A 22,177-nucleotide genomic window follows, 5' to 3' on the forward strand; every position below is an offset into this window, starting at 1 on the left:
CATGGATAATGTAGCAATTAAAACTTTACTGGCCGAATTGGACGCACAAGGTATCTTCGTTTATTTGCAAGATGGGCGGTTAAAGTTACGAAGTAAGTTAACGACAGTCCCAGCACCAGAACTGGCAAAGATCAAAGCATGTAAGGATGAGCTGATTGCCTATATGCAACGTCATCATCAGCAACAAGGGGATTTATCAAGTGCGCAACAACGTATTTGGTTTATTGATCAATATGAACAGCAGTCAACTGCATACAATATGTGTGGTCTGTTGCAGCTGTCAGATTCATTGACAATAAATGAACTACAGCGGGCATTTGACAAATTGTTGGCTCGCCATCAAATATTAACAACGCAATTTTTTAACACTGATCAAGGTGTTGTGCAGCGAGTTAATAGCCAGTTGCGCTTAGCATTGAATACACTTGAGATAGCACGGCATGAAACACCCACACAAATAGTTGAAAAATTACACGATGAATTAAGTTACCGCTTTGATCTGGAAAATGATTTACTGATACGTGCAACGTTAATTGGCCACTCAGGTGAGGGTAAATGGTTATACATTGCGATGCATCATATTATTGCCGATGGTTGGTCTGTACGGCTTTTGGTGCAAGAATTATTGGCGATACTGACAAATAATAATAATACCGTTAATAATGCGGCTGCATGTAAACCTTTACAGTATTTAGATTATGTACATTGGCAAGGTCAGTTTAAACAATCACCTATATATCAACAGCAGCTAAGTTATTGGCAACAAGCGCTAACAGGGATGGAGTTATTTGAGCTGCCAACGAGTTATCCTCGTGATAAACAAAAAACCTATCAAGGCAAGAGCCAGCACAGTGTTATCGAGACACGGCTGGTTACCGAATTTGACAGTTGCTGTCAGCAATTAAGTGCTACTCGGTTTGTCGGGTTGTTAAGTGTGTTTTATGTACTATTACAGCGCTATAGCCAAAAACAGGATATTACGGTGGCGGTGCCTGTATTGAATCGTGAACAGCCCGAATTTGAGAATGTTATAGGGTGTTTTATCAATACCTTACCTATGCGACAAATGGTGTCACCGCAGAGCTCTTTTGCACAATTAATAGCGCAAACTAAAGTGTTAGTGGCGCAAGGGCTAGCAAATCAAAGTGTGGCAGTTGAAGATATTATCGAAACACTTGGCTTAGCTAAATCGTCAGCACATTCAGCATTGTTTCAAATACTGTTTAATTATAACGGTGTAGATACCGGTACTGTGGAAACCGCAACATTGTCGGCTAAATTATTGCCATTAGATAACGGTACTGCAAAATTTGATTTAACCTTGAATGTAAGTGAATCAGAGCAGGGCTTAGATATTAGTTTTGATTATTGCAGTGCGCTATTTGATGACCATGTTATTCAGCAAATGAGCAATGATTTTAATGAATTAGTTATATCTCTTGGCAATAACGCAGCACAAACTATTGCAACCGTTGAGTTACCCTCTGCGTGTTATGCCAGCCAGTTGTTAGGGCGTAAAAAAGATCATGAAAAAGTCAGCAGTGATGTGATTGCATTACCTGTACAGGTGATAAAGCAGGCTGAGCTTAGTGCTGAAAAAACAGCGTGTATTGAAGCTGACCAACATGGAAAAACCGCACGAAGTTTGAGTTATCAACAATTAGTGCAACAAAGCGCAGCACTCGCCAGCCATATTTTAGCTTTGCAAACTCATCATCAACAAACAACTGCAGCACCCATTGCATTATTGGTATCTCGCTCAATCGATGCCTTATTAACGATGTTTGCACTATTGCAAACAGGCCGTGCTTACTTACCGATTGAGCAAGGCACTCCAGTGGCGCGTATTGCGGAAATTTTACAGCAGGCAGGCTGTGAATATTTAGTAACATTTGATGATACAGCGCTCGAAAAGCAAGCAGTTACGGTATTAAATGAGCAACACATTACATTATGGCCTTTTGCGCAGCTGTCAAAAGCGGCGGTTAATTTAACTGGCTTACCCAATTTAAACCTTAATGACAGCGCGTACGTGATATTTACCTCCGGTTCAACAGGCGCGCCAAAAGGGGTTGAAATTAATCATGCGGCATTAGCGCACTATGTTCAAAGTATTACTAAGCGACTTGAATTGAATAATGATACCAAGTCAGCTGTGGTTACAGGGCTTGCGACCGATCTTTGTTTAACTGGGATATATCCGGTATGGGCGAGTGGCGGCACTGTGGTATTAATTTCACCACATGTAAAAAGTGATCCTGTTGCGATTGTCGATACGTTCAGTGAGCAAGCAATTAACTTTTTAAAGATCACTCCCAGCTTTGCTGCTGAACTATTAGCCACTATTGCTGCGAGTCAAGTACCTCGCGCACCTCTTCAACAGTGGGTGTTAGGGGGGGAATCATTAACAGCGCAATTAGTAGCGCAAATTCGGGCGCTCTATCCAAGCGCTAAATTAATCAATCATTATGGGCCGACAGAAACCTGCATTGGGGTGGCTACCTATGAAATTGAGGATCATCAAACTGCTGAGCAGATGAGTTATCCTATTGGTAGCGCGCTTGCGCATGTTGAACTTGCCATACTAGATGCACACCACGAACCCGTTGCCATGGGCATGCCTGGACAGCTTTATATTGGTGGTGAGAGTTTAGCAACAGGCTATATTCGTGCAACGGATCAGACTGCGAAAAGTTTTGTTGTGATTAACACGACCAAGGGACAACAACGCTATTATTGCTCTGGTGATAATGTTCGTTTGCGCAAAGACGGTGCGCTGGAATATTTAGGGCGTTTAGATAAGCAACCTAAGATCAGAGGCTTTAGAGTTGACTTACTTGATATCGAGGCAAAGTTAACGGCTTTATCAGTGGTTAAAAATAGTGCTGTGATTTGTCGCGAAATTGCTTCTGCAGATACTTTAGTTGCGTACTATGTGGCATCTAATGAAGGCCAGCAATTAACTGCTGAGGCCTTACAACAACGGATCAAAACGGACTTAAAGTGTGTATTACCAGAGCCTATGATCCCCAGTTTCTTTGTGCTGAAAGAGCAATTACCTTATCTTGAAAATGGCAAAGTTGATCGTAAATTCTTACAACAACAAATGGTACGCAGCAGCGATACTTTTGTAGCGCCAAAAACGCTAATGCAGCAGCAAGTAGCGGCGTTATTTGCACAGTTAACAGGCTTTGCTAGGGTTGGTCTAGAAGATGACTTTTTTGCAATCGGTGGGCATTCCTTAGTAGCAATTAGATTACTTAACCAAATTCGTCAGCAGTTTGGCGTTTCATTGTCACTTAAAGACATCTTCAATCATGCAACCGTTGAGGAGTTAGCCCAGTATTTAACCTGTAGTGAACAAGCTAGCTCAAAGGTGCAATTAACACATATTGATTTAGCTGGGGAACACCCGTTGTCATTTTCTCAGCGGCGTATTTGGTTTGTTGATCAGCTGCAAGGACACAGCCGTCAATATAATTTACAGGGCGTGTTTACGCTGCGCGGTGATGTTGATGTGGCGGCATTGCAGCAGGCATTTAAAGATATCATTAAGCGCCATACGATCCTAAGTTATAACTATAAAAGTACAGCTGATGCGCAGCCATGCCAATATTTTAACGGCCATTTAGCTTTTTCATTGCAACAGATAGACCTTTGCACACAAGCAGATCAACAGCAGCTGTTACAGAAGATGATAGTGGAAGATTATAATCAGTCATTTGATTTAACCTCACAGCTGATGTTACGGGCAAGCTTGATTAAAATAGCCGATCACCATTATCAGTTACTTGTTACTGTTCATCATATTGTTGCCGATGGCTGGTCTATTGGCTTGATATGCCGTGAACTCGCTAGCAATTATAATCAGCATATTGGTATGACAAACGCCACTGATTTGCAAACTCTAGAGCATAATTATATTGATTTTGTACATTGGCAGCATAGTATGCAAGCTGATCCTCAGTGGCAAATAAGTATTGACTACTGGCGTCAACAGTTAGCGCAATTACCTACAGTGCATGAGTTACCTACACAGTACGAGCGAGGTAACGATGTGCTCAGCGGCGGCGGTTTATATAAAACCGTGTTGTCGCCTGCATTAACTGAACAATTAAGATTATTTATTGCAAACCAAGGTGACACTTTGTTTGTAACCTTACAAACTGTATTTACTTTGTGGTTTAGTCGAGTTTCTGGGCAATCAGATTGTGTGCTAGGTACGCCAGTTGCAGGGCGAGTTGCCGCAGAGCTTGAACCTATTATTGGCAACTTTGTTAACACACTGGTGTTACGTAATACGGTGTCAGCGGATACATGCTTTAACCAAGCATTAGCTGATGTAAAAGCAACGTTGAGTGAAGCACTGCTTCATCAACAGGTCCCATTTGATCTCTTAGTGGATGAATTAGCCACCGAACGCAGTTTAGCAATTCCGCCGTTAGTACAAGTCATCTTTAGAGTAAACAATACGATAAATGAAAATTTACAGCTAGCAGGGCTATCAATTAAAGCCTCACAGAGCAAGGTGCGTAGCGCTAAACTTGACTTAGAAGTCTCAGTTATAGATACCGGTGACGTGCTAGAAATTGAGTGGTTATACGATACTGCACTATGGCATCAAGCGAATATAGAGACATTCTTTGCTCAATTTAGTTATGTGTTGCAGCAATGCTTGGCTGATCAAAGCGTCAAGCTCGCAGAGTTAATACTGTGGAGCCCGAGCCAGCACGCAGCGGCATTATCTCATAGTGACTCAATTGATATACAAAATACCCAACCATCGCCTTTACATGTGTGTTTTTCGCATTTTGCAAAGCAGCACCCGCAACACCCCGCAGTAAGATGTAATGGCCAAACCTATAGTTACCTCGCCCTTGAACAACGTGCTAATCAGCTTGCGCATTGTTTACTCGAAATGGATTTTGCTGCGCAAAGTCGAATTGCCATTTTGCTGCCATCAGGTGCCGCTATGGTGGTGGCGATACTCGCTATTTTAAAGGCACGTCATGTATACGTGCCGATACACCAAGATACACCAATAAAAACGTTAAGTTATATTGTTGAAGATGCTGAGTTGATGATGATTTTAGCATTGAGTGAGAATGCCGACACGCTGATCAACAGTGGCGCAGATTTTTTGCTCGTTGATGATCTTCTTGATGACGATTCTAACTTCGACGGCTACCCGGTGGAGCAGCCAGATGAACAACTCAGCCTCAATGTCAAAGATGATGATTTGAGTTACATTATTTATACTTCTGGTTCGACCGGACGGCCGAAAGGGGTGATGATAAACCATGCCAATTTAGCGGCTTATTTACAGCATGCGGTTGCGCATTATATGCCCGATAATTCAGCCCTTTGTAGCAGCGTATTGAGTACGCCTTTGGCGTTTGATGCAACGATCACGTCGTTATATCCAGCCTTGATGCAAGGTGGCGTGGTGGAAATTATTGCGCAAGGGGGTGAACAGTTAACCCAGCTGACGGAACTACTCTTTACAGCAACAGACGCTAAACTGTTTAAGCTCACGCCAGCTCATTTACGTGCCATTTTGGCATTATCGCAGCACTATTGTGTAAGCAATGTTACCCATACATTGGTGATCGGTGGTGAAGCACTCACAACAGAATTGTTGTTGGCGATCCGTGCAAAGTTACCACTGTGTCGTTGGATTAACGAATATGGACCAACAGAAACTACAGTCGGTTCAAGTACTTTTGTAATTGATCACAGTACCAGTGATGAGGTTTTACTGCGTCATAATGATGTCCCAATTGGTTTAGCTAACGATAATGTAACGCTGTTAGTGGTTGACCAATTTGATCAGCCAGCAGCAGTGAATATGCGTGGTGAATTACTTATTGCAGGACCTGTTGTCAGCCCAGGTTACATTAATCAGACTGAGCTTAATAATACCAGCTTTATTACTTTGCAGCTGCCTAGCCAACAGGGTGGAAAAGTGACCAAGCGTTTTTATAGAACAGGCGACATAGCGTTATGGCAAGCTGATGAAACAGGTGCTGCTTGTTATTTAAGATACTGTGGACGTAAGGATCAACAGATCAAGCTGCGCGGTTTTCGAGTTGATTTAGCCGCGATTGAGCAGCTGATCCTGGAACTCCCTGAAGTGGCTGATTGTGCGGTGACGGTTGATAGCAAGCAGCAAACGTTAGCGGCACATATTGTTTACCATCAACATGAAAAGCCATTAGCCGTTAACACCATTAAATCGCATTTATCGCATTACTTAGCGCCGTATATGATCCCCGCACACTGTTATGCTATTACTGTGATGCCACTGACGAAAAACGGCAAGATTGATAAAGCCACATTGATAGCTGACGCACTTAATTGTTTACAGCCAACTAGCACAACACACAGCAAGCACGCGCAAACACCATTACAGCAATATTTGTTACAGCTGTTTAGTGAGATTTTACTCACTACACATATTGGTTTAGACGATAACTTTTTTGATTTAGGGGGGCACTCGTTATTAGCAATCCGCTTGATTGGTAAGATTCGTGAAGGTAAGCAGCTCGACATAACATTACCGCAATTATTTAAAACTCCAACGATTGCAACGTTAGCGCAAGCATTACAAAACTGTGAAAAAATTCAGCCACACCAAGAGATTGTGAAAATATCTCGCCAGCAAGCGCTACCTCTTTCCTATGCACAGCAACGATTATGGCTTATTGATCAAGTACATAATGAAAGTGTGCAATATCATATGCCAGCTAGCTTTGTGTTTACGGGGAAGTTGGAGCTGACTGCATTGTCGGGCGCGTTATATGCACTTATTGAACGCCATGAAGTGCTGCGTACCGTTATTATTACACGCGACCAAGGCTCAGCGCCTGAGCAATGTATTAATGAACACTTTGAGATCCCACTTGAGCTGCACGATTTAAGTATGCTTAATCGTGAACAGCAAGATCACCAATGGCAATCACTGTCGTCACATGCAAGTAGTAAAGCGTTTGATTTGGCAAGCGACGTTTTACTGCGTGTGGTGGTTGCTAAAATTAGCAATGAGCAAAGTTTTGTACATTTTAATATGCATCATATTGCAAGCGATGGCTGGTCAATGGCAATTTTAGTTCGCGAGTTTATTGCTTTTTACCGAGCTGCAAGTGCTGAACCGCGATTTGTTTTACCTGCATTATTACAGCAACCATTAGCTATCCAATATGCCGATTTCGCTTATTGGCAGCGTTTAGTATGCAGTGAAAGTGCCTTGCATGAATCACTTTCTTATTGGCGTACTCAGTTAACAGGTGCCCCTTTTGTTCATCAATTACCAATAGAGCAGCCTCGAGCAATCCAACAGCAGTTGCAAGGGCAATGTTCTAACCAGTATTTGTCCGCTGCAACGACTAAAGCTATCCACCAACAATGTGCCACACACGGTGTTACTTTATATATGTGGTTACACACAACCTTTTCCTTGTTAATGATGCGATTGAGTGAAGCGACGGATATTTTAGTTGGCTCTCCAGTTGCTGGTCGTGAACAGCCACAAATAGCTAATCTAATTGGTTTTTTTGTTAATACCTTAGTGATCCGCACCCGCAGTGAAGGACAGCAAAACTTCACGCAGTTATTAATGCAGCAAAAACAGGTGATTTTAGATGCTTTTAAACATCAACAAGTGCCATTTGAACAATTAGTTGAAGTACTGCAGCCTGAGCGAAACTTAGCACATCATCCTTTATTTCAAATTTTATTTGCACTGCAAAACAATGAAACGAGTGATTTTTCACTGCCAGGTTTACATATTGAAATGCAGCCACACGCAGCACCAAAAATGAAATTTGATTTAGAGGTCAATGCAATTGAGCAAGGCGATGGCATTGAGCTGCAGTGGAATTTTAGTGAGACATTATTTAATGCCAGTAGTATTACTGAATATGCAGCAGCATTCGAGGTCTTGATTGATGCGATACTAAGTGACCCTCTTATGAAGTTGCAGCTATTACCTGTAGTGTCAGCAACCAAAGAAAATGTGCTGCTTAACTTATCTTCGCCACCCTATGCAAGGCACACTCAGCCACTTAACCTTGTCACGCAAATCGCACGTCAAGCTGAACAATATCCAACACGTAATGCGGTCGTTGGCCCTGATGGTGAAGTGTTGAGTTATGTTGAATTACAGACTCAGTCACAGCTGTTAGCCAATTATTTACAAGAACAAGGGATAACCGCCGGAAGTAAAGTTGCTTTATGTGTTAGCGCAACGGCACAAATACTGGTCGCCATGTTAGCGATTTTAAAAACCGGCAGTGCCTATGTGCCGATTGATCCAAAATTACCAGTATCCAGAGTGCAATTTATTATCGATGACAGTAAAGCACAGTGTTTGATCACACAGTCAGCGTTTGCTAAACAGCATCTAACGGATGAGCTCGGGAGTCTTATTGCGCCATTATGTGTATTGCTTGATGAGCCAAACAGTTGGCAGTATGGCTCACTCAATGGTTCGCAAAGTGCACTGCCTGCGTCATATTCGGCGGATGATCTTGCATATATTATTTATACATCAGGAACTACAGGCACCCCAAAAGGGGTGATGATCAGCCATGGTAATTTAGCTTGTTACTTAGCACATGCGCAGTGTGAGTATCTATCAGCTGCGTTAACAACCAGTGTGGTGAGTACGCCATTGGCATTTGATGCTACGGTCACTTCGTTGTGGGCACCATTACTAATGGGTATCAATATTACACTACTTGCTGATGATGAGCAGATGCTTGAGCAGCTTGCAAAGCAGATATTCAGCTCTCAAGCCTGCTTATTTAAAGTTACTCCTGCACATTTACAAGGCTTACTTGCGTTTGCTCCAGCTGCTGCAGTAGCAACTGCACATGTGGTTGTCATTGGTGGTGAAGCATTACCCACTCAGTTGCTCAAATCGTTAACTCAGTATTTGCCTAATTGCCAGTGGGTGAATGAGTACGGCCCAACTGAAGCGACGGTAGGTTGCAGTGTTTATCATTGCGAGCTTAAGCAAATTAGCGAGCTTGAACGGCGTAAAATGGCCCAAGTGCCAATTGGTCGGGCGATTGCAGATAGTCAGTTGGTGATATTAGATGAACATCAGCAATTAACCGCAATGGGTGCCATTGGCGAGCTTTATATTGCCGGTGACAATGTTGCTCAAGGGTATTTAAATCAAGCGAGTTTAACGGCGCAAAGTTTTGTGTGGTTACCTTTTGGGCATCAGCAAACTGTGCAGCGATTTTATCGTACTGGGGATAAAGTGCGTTGGTTGCTTGATAAACATGGCCAACCAGAACACCTGCTATTTTGTGCACGAGTCGATGAACAAATTAAGTTGCGCGGTTATCGCATTGAGCCGGGCGAAATTACAGCACAGTTAGTCCAGCATAAAGAGATTAGTGAGGCATTTGTAATATTAAATAAAGACACTGAAAACCTTGAGGCTTACTTAGTGCTTACGCCAAATAACTCATTGATTAAAGCGTTTGGGCAAGAGCAGCAAATAACACTCTTAGGCGCACAGCAACAGGCTATGCTTAGCAACTACCTTACGAACTATTTACCTGCTTATATGATGCCAACAAAATGGCATGCGATAAGTGCTATTCCCCTGACATCTAACGCAAAAGTTGACAGTAAACAACTGCTTCAATGGGGACAATCAGTCGCAGTAGCAACTGAAAATGTGCCGCCGCGTAATGACTTTGAGGCAGCCTTGGTCGATATCTTTGCAGAGCAGTTACAAGTTGACTCTGTTGGCATCACCGATAACTTTTTTGCGCTCGGGGGGCATTCATTATTGGCAACACAATGTATGGCGTTGCTCAAGGCGCGGTTACAGGCTGATATTCCAGTGAGAGTTCTGTTTGAAAGGCCGACAATTGCGGCTATTGCTAGCTGGTACGCCATTCATCAAGCCGCTAATAACGCCATGAGTGAAAATGATAACTCAGAAGAGATGTTTTTGTGATGGAAAATCAACTGCTAGAAATTGAAGAGTTAATCGCAGATGCTTTACGAGCAGGTGTTACTTTGTATGAAAAACAAGGTGCTTTAGCATTTAAACAAAGTAACGGTTTTCCAAGTGAACTTAAAGCTCGGATCATTGAGCATAAAGCGGCGATTATCCGCTATTTTCAGCAACAACAGTCAGTGGTTACGTTGCAAAGTAATATGGACGCAATTGCCATCGCTGAGCGAGATAGATGTTTGCCTTTGAGCTTTGCTCAACAAGGCTTATGGTTTATTGAGCAGTTACAAGGCAGCCAACAATATTATATGCCTGCTGAGTTTACTCTAAAAGGCCATATAGATGTGCCGTTGTTACGCGCGGCAATCAAACACATTGTTGGTCGCCATGAAATATTACGCAGTCAGTTTATAACTGATCCGCAAGGTATACCGTATGTGCAAGTAACAGACACCTTTGTGACGCCTTTTCAGTGGCTGGATGCGTCAACATTCCCAGTTACACAGCGACAAAGCCAAATAAAAGCGGCGCTGATACAACATCAAGCTCAGCCATTTGATTTGAGTCGAGATGTATTAATACGAGTGCTATTGGTATCCGATAATGAGCAACATTATTTAGCATTTAATATGCATCATATTGTTAGTGATGGCGCGTCAATGCAAATATTTGCTCAAGAATTACAAACCATTTATACGCAACTACTGCAAGGTAATGTCGAATTAGACTCGTTACCAATTCAATATGCTGATTACGCTGCGTGGCAACGAAATACCTTAACAGCAGAGTACTTTACAGCAGCAATTAATTATTGGCGTACAACACTTGGCGATCTTGAACCGTTGCAATCACTACCAACGGATAAAGTTAGATCGAGCGTTCAAAAGCAGTCTGGTTTAGTTTATCGGCAACGGTTAAGTCGCTCGTTTGTTGAAAAAATACAACAACATGCGGCGAGTCAATCAGTCACACCATTTATGTGGTTGTTAAGTAGTTTTATGTTATTTATTGGCCGTATTAAACAAACGGAACAGGTACTGATCGGCACGCCAACTCAGGGCCGTGAGCATCCACAGCTAAACGATTTAATCGGTTTGTTTGTTAATACCTTAGTTATGCATGCCGTATTGCCGGATGAATTAACTTTTAATGCATGGTTGCAGCAACAAAAAGAACGTATTTTACAGTCGTTTGAATATCGCAATATGCCATTTGATAAACTGGTTGAAGGGCTCAATTGTCAACGCGATTTAAGTCATCATCCTTTAGTACAAATTTTCTTCACTTTAACTGTTGATGAGCAACCAACCTTTCAGTTACCGAGTGTTGAAATAGCTGAGGCTCGCAGTGAAGCGCGAGAGCACCACAGTGCAGTAAAATGTGATTTGGAGCTTAATGCAGTTATCGACAACCAAGGTTTAACAGTTACTTGGAAGTTTGATGAAGCACTTTATGAGCTTGCGACAATTACTCACTGGGCTGATAGTTTTGCCGTATTATTAGCAAACATTGTTGCTGCACCGGATACCCAAATATCAAAATTGGCATTGCTTGATGAACAGCAGCTACAGGCATTAACTGACGCTGCCACATCGCAGCAAGCGGATAGTACAAGTTGGGATCAAAGCGCCAGTATAGTGAGTGTATTTGAACAACAAGCAATCAGGTTTGCTGACCAGTTGGCGCTAGTCGATGAGCACGAAGCACTCACTTATAAACAGCTTAATGAACGGGCAAATCTACTCGCCAGAGTATTATTAAGTCAGGGTGTTGAAGCGCAAGATATGCTGCCAGTGAGCGTAACCCGCAATGTTAATTTAGTGGTGACGTTATTAGCGGTGCTAAAAGCTGGCGCTGCTTATGTGCCTATTGATCCCAATTATCCTCGCGATCGGATCAGTTATATTGTAGACGATGTCCAGAGTAACTTAGTGTTGTGTGATAACAGTAGTCTCGGGTTGTTTTCGCAGCATAACTTAACGTGCATAAATATTGATGATTGCGCGATCTACACAGCTATTAATCAGATTAGTGATACACAAAACCTCGAGTTAGCTATTTGTCCATCCCACTTAGCGTATATGATTTACACCTCTGGCACTACTGGACGGCCTAAAGGCGTGCAAATTGAACACCGCCAAGTGATCCGATTATTGTGTGTACAGCCGAGTTTATTTGATTTTAATGAGCATGATGTATGGACTCTGTTTCATTCATTTTGTTTTGATTTTTCGGTGTGGGAAATGTACGGCGCGTTACTTTTTGGTGGCCGCTTAGTTATTGTGGATGCAGATACCGCAAAAGACAGTGATGCATTTGCAAATTTATTACTAGATCAACACGTCAGCGTGCTAAATCAAACCCCCAGTGCTTTTTATGCGCTACAAACAGTAATGTTAACCAAGCCTTCGCAGCGTATACAGCAGAGCAAAATTAGATACGTCATTTTTGGTGGCGAAGCATTACAGCCCGTTAAGTTGACACCTTGGGCAAAACGCTTTAGCGACTGCCAACTGATCAATATGTATGGCATTACTGAAACAACGGTTCATGTGACTTTCAAGCGTTTACATGACGCAGATCTGGTATCTGGTGCAAACAATATTGGTCGGCCAATACCAACGACCAGTTGCTACGTTTTGGATAAGTTTCGTCAGTTACTACCTGTTGGCGCAGTTGGTGAGTTATATGTAGGTGGGGATGGGGTTTGCAGGGGGTATTGGCGCCGTGATGAGCTCAACGTTGAGCGCTTTGTGGCAGATACATTTTCTTCAGCTAACGCAGCTAAAAAACTATATAAAACGGGTGATTTAGTACGTCAGTTAGCAACTGGCGAATTGAGTTATATGGGCCGTATTGACGACCAAGTTAAAGTACGCGGTTACCGTATTGAACTGGGTGAAATAGAAAACCAGTTACGTGGCCACCCTAAGCTGAGTAGCGCAACAGTGTTACTGAATACTCAACAGCCGACTAATCCACGGATCACAGCATTTGTTATCGTCAAAAGTGATGCCGTATTTGCTGCACTCACAAGCGAAGTACAACAGTTTTTACGCACCACATTACCCGAATTTATGCTGCCAACGAATGTTATTGCCGTGCTGCAGATGCCATTAACGGTGAACGGTAAAATTGATAAAAAAGCACTCTTAGCGCTGGATCAATTACAGCTTAAAGCAACTGCAGATGAGCCTCCAGGATCGGATGACGAACAAGCAATCGCTGCGGCATTTGAGGCGATATTAAAGGTTTCAAACGTGGGTAGGCAAGGGCACTTTTTTGAATTGGGTGGGCATTCATTATTAGCTAGCCAATTAGTCAGTCACTTAGCGCAACACGCTCAGTTGTCGATTACTTTAGCTGATCTGTTTTACGCGCCGCAGGTCCACACACTCGCGTTAGCGGCTGCGCGCAATAAAGCTGCCAATTACACTGTAGCATCAGCAGTTATACCGAAAGTGCAATCAGTAACGCAATTACCGGTATCTTTTGCTCAACAACGATTATGGACCATAGATCAATTGCAGCCGGGAAACGTGCAATATCATATGCCAGCTAATTTTGAACTGCATGGTTTGCTTGATGTTGATACATTTCAACGCGTGTGTGACGCTATCGTGCAGCGTCATGAAGTGTTGCGTACGTTTATCACAGTCGGTAAAGCAAACTTACCTCAGCAAGTGGTCCAAGACACATTTCCATCGGTGTTAAAGATCATAGATACCAGTGAACTTAACGATGAGCAACAGCAACGACTGTGGTTAAAAACGCTGCGCGATGACAGCCAAGCAGCCTTTGATTTAAGGTGCCAGTTACCGCTGCGTATTATTTTAGTTAAGCTGCATGCAAAGCATTGGAAGTTACGGGTAAATATTCATCATATTGCCTCTGATGCACATTCTTTAGCAATATTAGCGAGTGAATTTGAAGCGTTTTATCAAAGCTTTACGAGTGATACTCGGTTGCCTGAACAGCTTGCGCAACCTTTATCAATTCAATACGGGGATTATGCTCATTGGCAGCGTAGTCAGTTACACCAGCAGCAGTTAGATAAACACCAAGCATTTTGGTTACAACAGTTACAAGATGCCCCACCGATACATCAAATACCGCTGGATAAAATACGTCCTAAACAGCTTACGTCCGCTGGTGCGAGCTATCAAATACAGCTAGATAAAACCACGGTTTCGGCGATCCACAGGCAATGCCAGCAGTTTGATGTGAGCTTATTTATGTGGCTGCATAGTGCTTATGCCGCATTTGTAGCTAGGTATAGTCAGTGTGATGATGTTGTGATTGGTGCGCCATTTTCAGGGCGTTCACAAACGCAACTAACTCCCTTAATTGGATTCTTTATTAATACACTGCCGATCCGTTGTCAATTGCGCGAAGATATGTGTTTTGAAGGGCTACTCGCACAGCAAAAACAATTAATTGTTGCCGTTGGTCAGCATCAAGCCATGCCATTTGAAAAAATTGTTGATGCTTTGCAGTTACCGCGTGGCATGAGTCAACAGAGTGTTTTTCAGCTTACATTTTCGTTAAACCCAAGGTTAAATACACAGTTTAAATTACCTAATATACAGGTTACAGCGATTGATGAGCAGCCACCGCAAGTAAAATTTGATATTGAGCTGGCATGCAGTGAAGATGACGATGAGTTACGCTTTAGCTGGGCTTATAACACGGCGTTATTTACCCCACAAACAATTCAAACCATGGCTACGGCATTATGCACTTTAATTAGGTCATTCACAGCCGATCCGCAGGTTGCTATACAGTCAGCTACAATGTTGACAGATAAACAGCTGCATAACTGCGTGCTCAAAGGTGAGCAACGGCTAAATAAGCCAGTTGCAACCGTCATAGATGCATTTACTGCTGTAGCCGAACAGCATGCTAAAACTGACACTGGCATTATTGAGGCAGCCTCAGGGCAATTTGCGAGTTATCAGCAAATTCATCAGCGTAGTGAATTATTGGCAAAATACTTGATACAGCAAGGCTTACAAGCTGAACAGCCTGTTGTTGTAAGCATGCAAAGCGGCATTGACTTAATAGTTTCATTGCTAGCGATTATGAGAGCGGGTGGCTGTTATGTTCCTGTTGATCCGAATTATCCAGCATCTAGAATTGCTTATATTATTAATGATTGTGGTGCGCAGTGGCTTATCACTCACACTGCATTTGCAGCGCTGTTAGAAGATAATTGTGGTGCGAACAGCCAGCTTATTTACCTTGATAATGAGCAATTTAAGTACACTTTAAACCTTGCATATAATACACTAAGTCAAGTGCAATTACCCAAAATAGAGGCGGCGCAATTAGCGTATGTCATTTATACATCAGGCACAACGGGTAACCCTAAAGGGGTAATGATCCCCCACCAAGGGCTGAGCAATTTATGCCGTTGGCATCAACGCGCATTTGCTGTTGATAAATCAAGTATTGCCAGTCAAACAGCAAATATCGCGTTTGACGCTGCAAGCTGGGAGATCTGGCCTTATTTAAGCGCCGGAGCAAAGCTGGTAATTGTGCCGCGAGAAAGTTTAGATAACCCGCAAAAATTAGCGCAACTACTTGATGAACATCATGTGAGTCATTGCTTTTTAGCCACCCCAATCGCTGAAATAATGTTGGCAGATCACGCTTTTACGCCTGTTACTTTGCGTTATTTACTGGTTGGCGGCGACAAGTTAAAAACATGCCCCTCAGCTGCAAAACCGTATTGTATTATTAATAATTATGGCCCTACAGAGACCTCAGTTGTTGCCACCTCGGCTGAGGTTGATAAAACAACGGAAGAGCTGGGCATGGCTCCAGATATAGGCTATGCGATTGATAATGTAGAGTTATTAATTGTTGATCAGCAGGGGCAGCCGGTTGTGTCTGGCATGATTGGTGAATTATATATAGCTGGTGCAGGATTAGCGCGAGGCTATTTGAACCGTCCAGAGCTTACAGCACAGCGTTTTATTTACTTAACGACAGTTGCAGAGCAACAACTGCGAGCCTATAAAACTGGTGATTTAGTTAGGCAATTAAATAACGGTCGTATTGCCTACATTGGCCGCAATGATGCACAAGTTAAATTACGCGGTTACCGTATTGAACTGTCTGAAATTGAGTATCACTTACGTGCTATTGCTGGCGTAACGGATTGTGTTGTTAGCGTGAGTGAATTGGCTGAAGGCCATAAGCAGCTGTTGGCTTTTATTGTCACGCCACAGATAAGTGATTCGCTCCAAGCGCAATTTAAGCGCCAAAGTATAGCAAGTCTTAAAGTTAAGTTACCGGATCACATGATACCGAGTGAGCTTATTCACGTAGATGAAATTCCCCTGACGGCACATGGCAAAATAGATCATCTGCAATTACATAAACACCTACGCACACCAAGCGAACAAATTGTTACACAGCAATTAAATCAAGGACCTGCAGCACAACAAGCAAGCGGATTAAGCAGCTTACTACTCACTTTGTATCGACAAGTATTAAATCAGCCGATGCTGCAAGTTGATGATGATTTTTTTGCGGCGGGAGGGGACTCAATTCTCAGTATTCAAATTGCCAGTCGGGCAAGAGTGCAAAATATTAGTTTGTCAGTAGCTGATATTTTTAACTTTAGTACCGTTGCAGTGCTAGCTGAGCAATTGGTACACAAACAGCCACAACGGAAACAGGTTGAGCCACAGCAAAGCTTTTCAGGCGCATTGCCATTACTTCCCATTCAACATTGGTTTTTTGAACAACAATTTGTAGCAGCTGATCATTGGAACCAGTCACTCTTACTCAGTGTTGATAAAACAGTGACTGTGCAACATATTAAAGAGTTAACATGCGCTTTATTAGCGCACCATGATAGTTTGCGGTTAGTCGTTGATGATAAAGGCCTACAAAAGCAATTTTTTATAAAACAGCATCTTAGTGCAGATCACGTTTGCCATTTTATTGATCTAGCTGAGCACAATGATGATTGGTCTCAAGCATTAGAGAAAGTGTGTGAAGTGCAACAAGGAGCTTTTCGCTTTGATGGCACTGCATTGTTGCAAATCTGCCATATAAAAACCCCAGCTCAGCAAAGTGATAACCGCTTGCTGATCATCGCCCATCACTTATTAATTGATGGTGTATCTTGGCGCATTTTGCTTGAAGATATTAACCAAGCGTTGTCAGCTGCAAAATTACAGCAGAATATTTGTTTTGCTTCTCGTACTGCTAATTTATATGACATTAGTCAATTTTTAATTGCGCAAGGTAAAGATGAATATGATTTAAAACACTGGCAAGCATTGGTTGCTGTGGCGACTAAGCCCAGCTTTTTTCGTTTTGTAAGGCAGCAAGAGCCAATCAAAAAACAACTGCAACAACATACATTAACACTCCCATGTGCAGCTACGCAGCAGCTCTTGACGACAGCAAATAGACCTTATAATACCAGTATCCAAACGCTACTGTTGGCCGCGTTACAATGGTCTGCAGTTAGGCATTATGACTTGGACGATCATCTTATTGTCCTTGAAGGACATGGCCGAGAGTTACTTAATAATCAACTTGATAGTACTCGAACGCTTGGCTGGCTTACTGCTATGTATCCATTTCGATTATTTAGCAATACGCAAAATATTGCCGATTTGATCTGTGATATGAAAGAGCAATTAGCCAATTTATCGACTAAAGCTAGTCGATATGGAGCCTTACGTTATTATCATCCAGATGAGAAGACCCGCCAATCGTTGACTATTACGACGGAGAATCATCTATTTTTTAATTATTTAGGCCAGCTAGATAGTGCGCTGCAACATAATGGTTTATTAGATGATGCGCCAGAATCCGCGGGCAGTTTGCATAGCCAACATAATCACGCCTACTATGGTCTGCAATTAACAGCAGCAATAGTCAATGAGCAATTGTCGATGCATGTGGAGTATGATGGTGCCCGTATAGCTGAAGCCGATGTCGCTTCATTTATGACGCATTATCAAGCAAGTATTATGACGGTGCTTGAACATTGCATACAAGACGACATTAAGCGCCATACGGTAAGTGATTTTCCACTCTTGCCAACGATGGCAAATCATCAGTTACAGCATTTATTAGCCCCTTTTAAGCAATCAGCCATTGTTGATATTTACCCGCTAAGTGCACTGCAAGAAGGTATGTGGTTTCACAGTCAACGAACTGGTGAAGTATCACAACATAGTGCTTATTATGAACAAACGACACTGTTACTTGAGGGGGCATTTGACATCGAAGCTTTCGAGTATGCATGGCACCAGCTACTTGATACACATAGCATATTACGTACTGCGTTCGTAGCAAGCCCAGTGGGACCAGTGCAAATCGTGGTTGATAAATACCATGTACCATTGCAGGTTGACTTGGTAACTGAAGCAATTATGCAGCAGCAACAACAATCAATACTTGATGAGCAAGCCTATATTACTGCTATTGCAGATCAGGAATATCAACAAGGTATTGATCTAGCTGCGGCGCCTTGTATGCGATTACGTTTGCTTGCTCTGAGTGATACAAAAATGGCATTTATTTGGACATACCATCATTTGATCATGGATGGCTGGTCATTACCTGTTTTGTTTTCAGAGTTATTACAGCATTATCAGGCTCGCCTTGCAGGGCATGGTTTATCTCTAAAAAAAGATAACTATAGCGACTATATTAAGTATCTACAGCAACAAGATAAAACAACCGAGCAACAATTTTGGCAAGGTTATCTAGCCAATATAGATCAGGCAACATTATTGGTTGAACATATTGCGCAGCGCAAGCAAGGCGATGATATCAACACGGTGTCTGAGCAAACCTTAGTGCTTGAGCCTGAATTGGGTTCACAATTGGTTGAGTTTGCTCGTCAACAGGGTTTAACAGTTAATCATTTACTGCAAGGTGCCTGGGGTTACTGGCTGAGTGTTTGTTGCAATTCAGATTACGCCTTATTTGGGCAAACAGTATCTGGGCGACCTAGCCAACTTACTAACGTTGAGCAACGGGTTGGTTTATACATTAATACCCAAGCTATGTTGTTAACCACATCGGGTGAGCAGTCGGTGTTAGCGTATTTAAAGTCAGTTAAGCAAAGCTTATTAGCTGTATCTGATTATGCACATACTCCATTAACCCAAGTACATAACTACAGTAATATTGCTAATGGCAGTCCATTGTTTGATGCTTTGTATGTATTTGAAAATTTCCCGACAGATCCATTGGCTGAAATTGCAAATATGCCATTTAAGGTGTTAGCGAATGACAGTAAAGATCTCACTCATTATCCAATGACTTTAGTTGTTGGCCAAGCTGAGCAACTCTCATTGACCTTGAGTTATCAAAGCGCACTATTTAATGATCCGCTTGCCAGTCATTGTTTGGCTATGTTGCAGCAGTTATTACAAGCGTTTGTAATGGCACCTGAGCAACCATTGTCTAGCTTAGCAATTGATTTAGTAGATCATCGATTTACAACAGGTATAGATAAGGTAGCTGAGTTTAGTTTATCAGCTAATCAAGTGGCAGATGTAAGCTGGGATATAGCAACAACATTACAACAACGATTTACACAAATTGTAGCAAGTTATGGTGAGTCAACAGCGTTGAAATATTATAATGATGACAATAACCTACCAGTTAAAACAATGAGTTATAATGAGTTGGATGCAGCCGCTAACAGACTGGCTAATTACTTACTCACACATACGCTAGGCTCTGACAGAGCTTTGACCATAGGGATCTGTTTGAGCCCAGGTTGTGATTTGATTGTCGCTATTTTAGCGAGTTTAAAGATCGGTGCGGCTTATGTACCGATTGCACCTAGTTTACCATTAAAAAGGCGGCAGTTTATGGCCGCTGATGCAGAGCTTGCAGTATTGCTAACGTGCGAACAAGACTGGCAGGGCGCATTACCGCCAACACTTAACATCGATCTTCATACTTGTGCTGCGGCACTTGCTTTACAACCTAATTACAGCCCAACAGTAACTTACACACCGCATGATTTATGCTATGTGATCTATACCTCAGGTACAACAGGGGTGCCAAAAGGAGTTATGGTTGAGCAACACAGTGTTATTAACTATGTGCAGTGCTTACAAAAAAATTATGCGATCACTTCGCAAGATAATTACTTACAGTTTGCAAGTTGCAGCTTTGATGTATTTGCAGAGGAGGTTTTTTGTACTTTGCTAAGCGGTGCAACTTTAGTGATGGCCGATCAACAAAAATTACTCGATACCCAGTATTTAGCTAAACTATCGCAATATAGTCAATTGACCTTAATGAGTTTACCTACAGCCTATTGGCATCAATTAGCTGCAGCACCAGTAACACTTGCCGATCAGTTACGCATTATCACAATTGGTGGAGAGCAAATGCAAGCCGCAATGTTGCAGCAATGGCAAGCTTATTACAGTGATAATATTATTTTGATCAATGCTTATGGACCAACAGAAGCAACTATTTCTGCAACATTAATTGAGGTAACTGATTATACAGGTTCTGAAGTACCGATTGGCCAACCAGTGGCAGGGCTACAATTACACATTCTAGATAAATATTTAAGAGCGGTTCCATATTATGTTAGTGGGCAGCTGTACCTCAGTGGAAAAGGGTTAGCAAGGGGTTACCTTAACGATGTAGAGAAAACGGCTGCTGCATTTATTATTGAACCAAAAAGCGGCGTTAGGTTATATAAAACGGGTGATAAAGTGCGTTGTACAAATACCCAAGAAGTAATGTTCTTAGGGCGTTTAGATGAACAAGTTAAAATTCGCGGCTATCGTGTTGAGTTACCCGAAATAGAACGTCATTTACTTGCGTTGCCACAAATAAACGCCTGTGCTGTAGTGGTTCGTAAAGATAAAAGTGGCAATGAGCAGCTAGTTGCATTTGTTGATGTGGGTGAGCTAGAGCGAGCCAGTGAGCAACTAATTCGTGCTTTAGTTGGTGTGTTGCCCGAGTATATGGTGCCACAAAATGTTCAATTTGTTGACAGCTTACCCTGTACAAATAATGGCAAAATTGATCGAAAACAGCTTAGTAAAACAGCGCAACAATTGAGTAGTCATAATGACTTTTCATATAGTGCGCCGATCACGCCATTGCATAAATTATTGGTTGAACAATTTAGTCAGTTGTTAAACATAGAGCAAGTGGGAATCAACGATGATTTCTTTATGCTGGGTGGTCATTCATTACTGGCAATGCGCTTGGTATCACAATTGAGCTATCAGATGCAGTTAACGGTATCTATTGATATGTTATTTCGCCACCGTACTGTAAACGCTTTAGCTGAGGCAATAGAGCAATTACAAAAAAGCCACGCTGCTGATTTTCAGCCTACAACTTTAGTCTGTTTACAGGCCGGTGAACAAGGGTTTCAGCCGGTGATTTTAGTCGCCGGTGCGGGAGGGTTACTGATGATCTATCAAGCATTGGTTAATCAACTAGATCAACGTATTCCTGTTTATGGTTTGCAGCCAGATCTGATCGCTTTAGAGCCAGATATTATTAATTCATTGTCACTGACCGCACACCATTACTGCAACGCATTAATTGAGCAGGGGATAGACGCTAATATTCACTTGGTTGGTCATTCATTTGGAAGCTTTGTTATTCATCAAATGGCGCAGCAATTAGTACTGCGCAATAAAGCTCCAGCCTCAATGCTAGTAATTGATACGCCTATGCCTAATTCAGCTATGCTAGAACTGCAAGACAGGCAAATAGCAGCGTTACTAATAGCGAACCTGAGTGAATTTTTTCAATTGAACTTAACTGACGATGAGCAGCAGTTATATTGCACGCTTGCTGATGAACAACAAACAAAGTGGTTAAGTAAGCATTTAGCTGCTGCGGGCTACCAGTTCAGTGCTCGTCAATTGCTAACACTGCAATGCGTATATAAAGCGCAGTTACAAGCAAAGGTAGAAATAAATAGAGAGTTACTTGAGGTGCCGCTTATGGTTATAAAAGCACACGATACCAAAGAGTTTGCAGGCCAATTGCTTGCTGATGATATGGGCTGGCGAGTAGTTAACCCTGAACTTTCGGCAATAGAGATCACAGGTAATCATCTGTCAATCTTACAGCATCAGTTTGTTGCTGCAATCGTTGAACAAATTGCAAGTAAATATACACTTTATTAACAAGTGGGTGAAAAATGTTCTACAGTAAACCTCTACC

At 42.2% G+C, this 22,177-nt stretch carries 2 protein-coding genes; both read left to right on the plus strand.

The features are described 5' to 3' along the window. Position 1 precedes the first annotated feature (1 nt). On the plus strand, positions 2–9,979 hold the full coding sequence (locus tag H5180_RS01905) for a non-ribosomal peptide synthetase (RefSeq protein ID WP_182757578.1): 9,978 nt from the start codon (positions 2–4) through the stop codon (positions 9,977–9,979). Next, the gene (locus H5180_RS01910) at positions 9,979–22,140 is read left to right on the plus strand and encodes a non-ribosomal peptide synthetase (protein WP_182757579.1); all 12,162 of its coding nucleotides are present in this window, start codon (positions 9,979–9,981) and stop codon (positions 22,138–22,140) included. Before H5180_RS01905 ends, H5180_RS01910 begins: the two co-directional genes overlap by 1 nt. The last annotated feature ends 37 nt before the right edge of the window (positions 22,141–22,177 follow it).

Source organism: Pseudoalteromonas sp. SR41-4, assembly GCF_014163985.1.
Classification (GTDB): domain Bacteria; phylum Pseudomonadota; class Gammaproteobacteria; order Enterobacterales; family Alteromonadaceae; genus Pseudoalteromonas; species Pseudoalteromonas rhizosphaerae.

Coding starts and splice junctions, on each gene's coding strand:
- H5180_RS01905 (WP_182757578.1), top strand. CDS start 2: ATGGATAATGTAGCAATTAAAACTTTACTGGCCGAATTGGACGCACAA.
- H5180_RS01910 (WP_182757579.1), top strand. CDS start 9,979: ATGGAAAATCAACTGCTAGAAATTGAAGAGTTAATCGCAGATGCTTTA.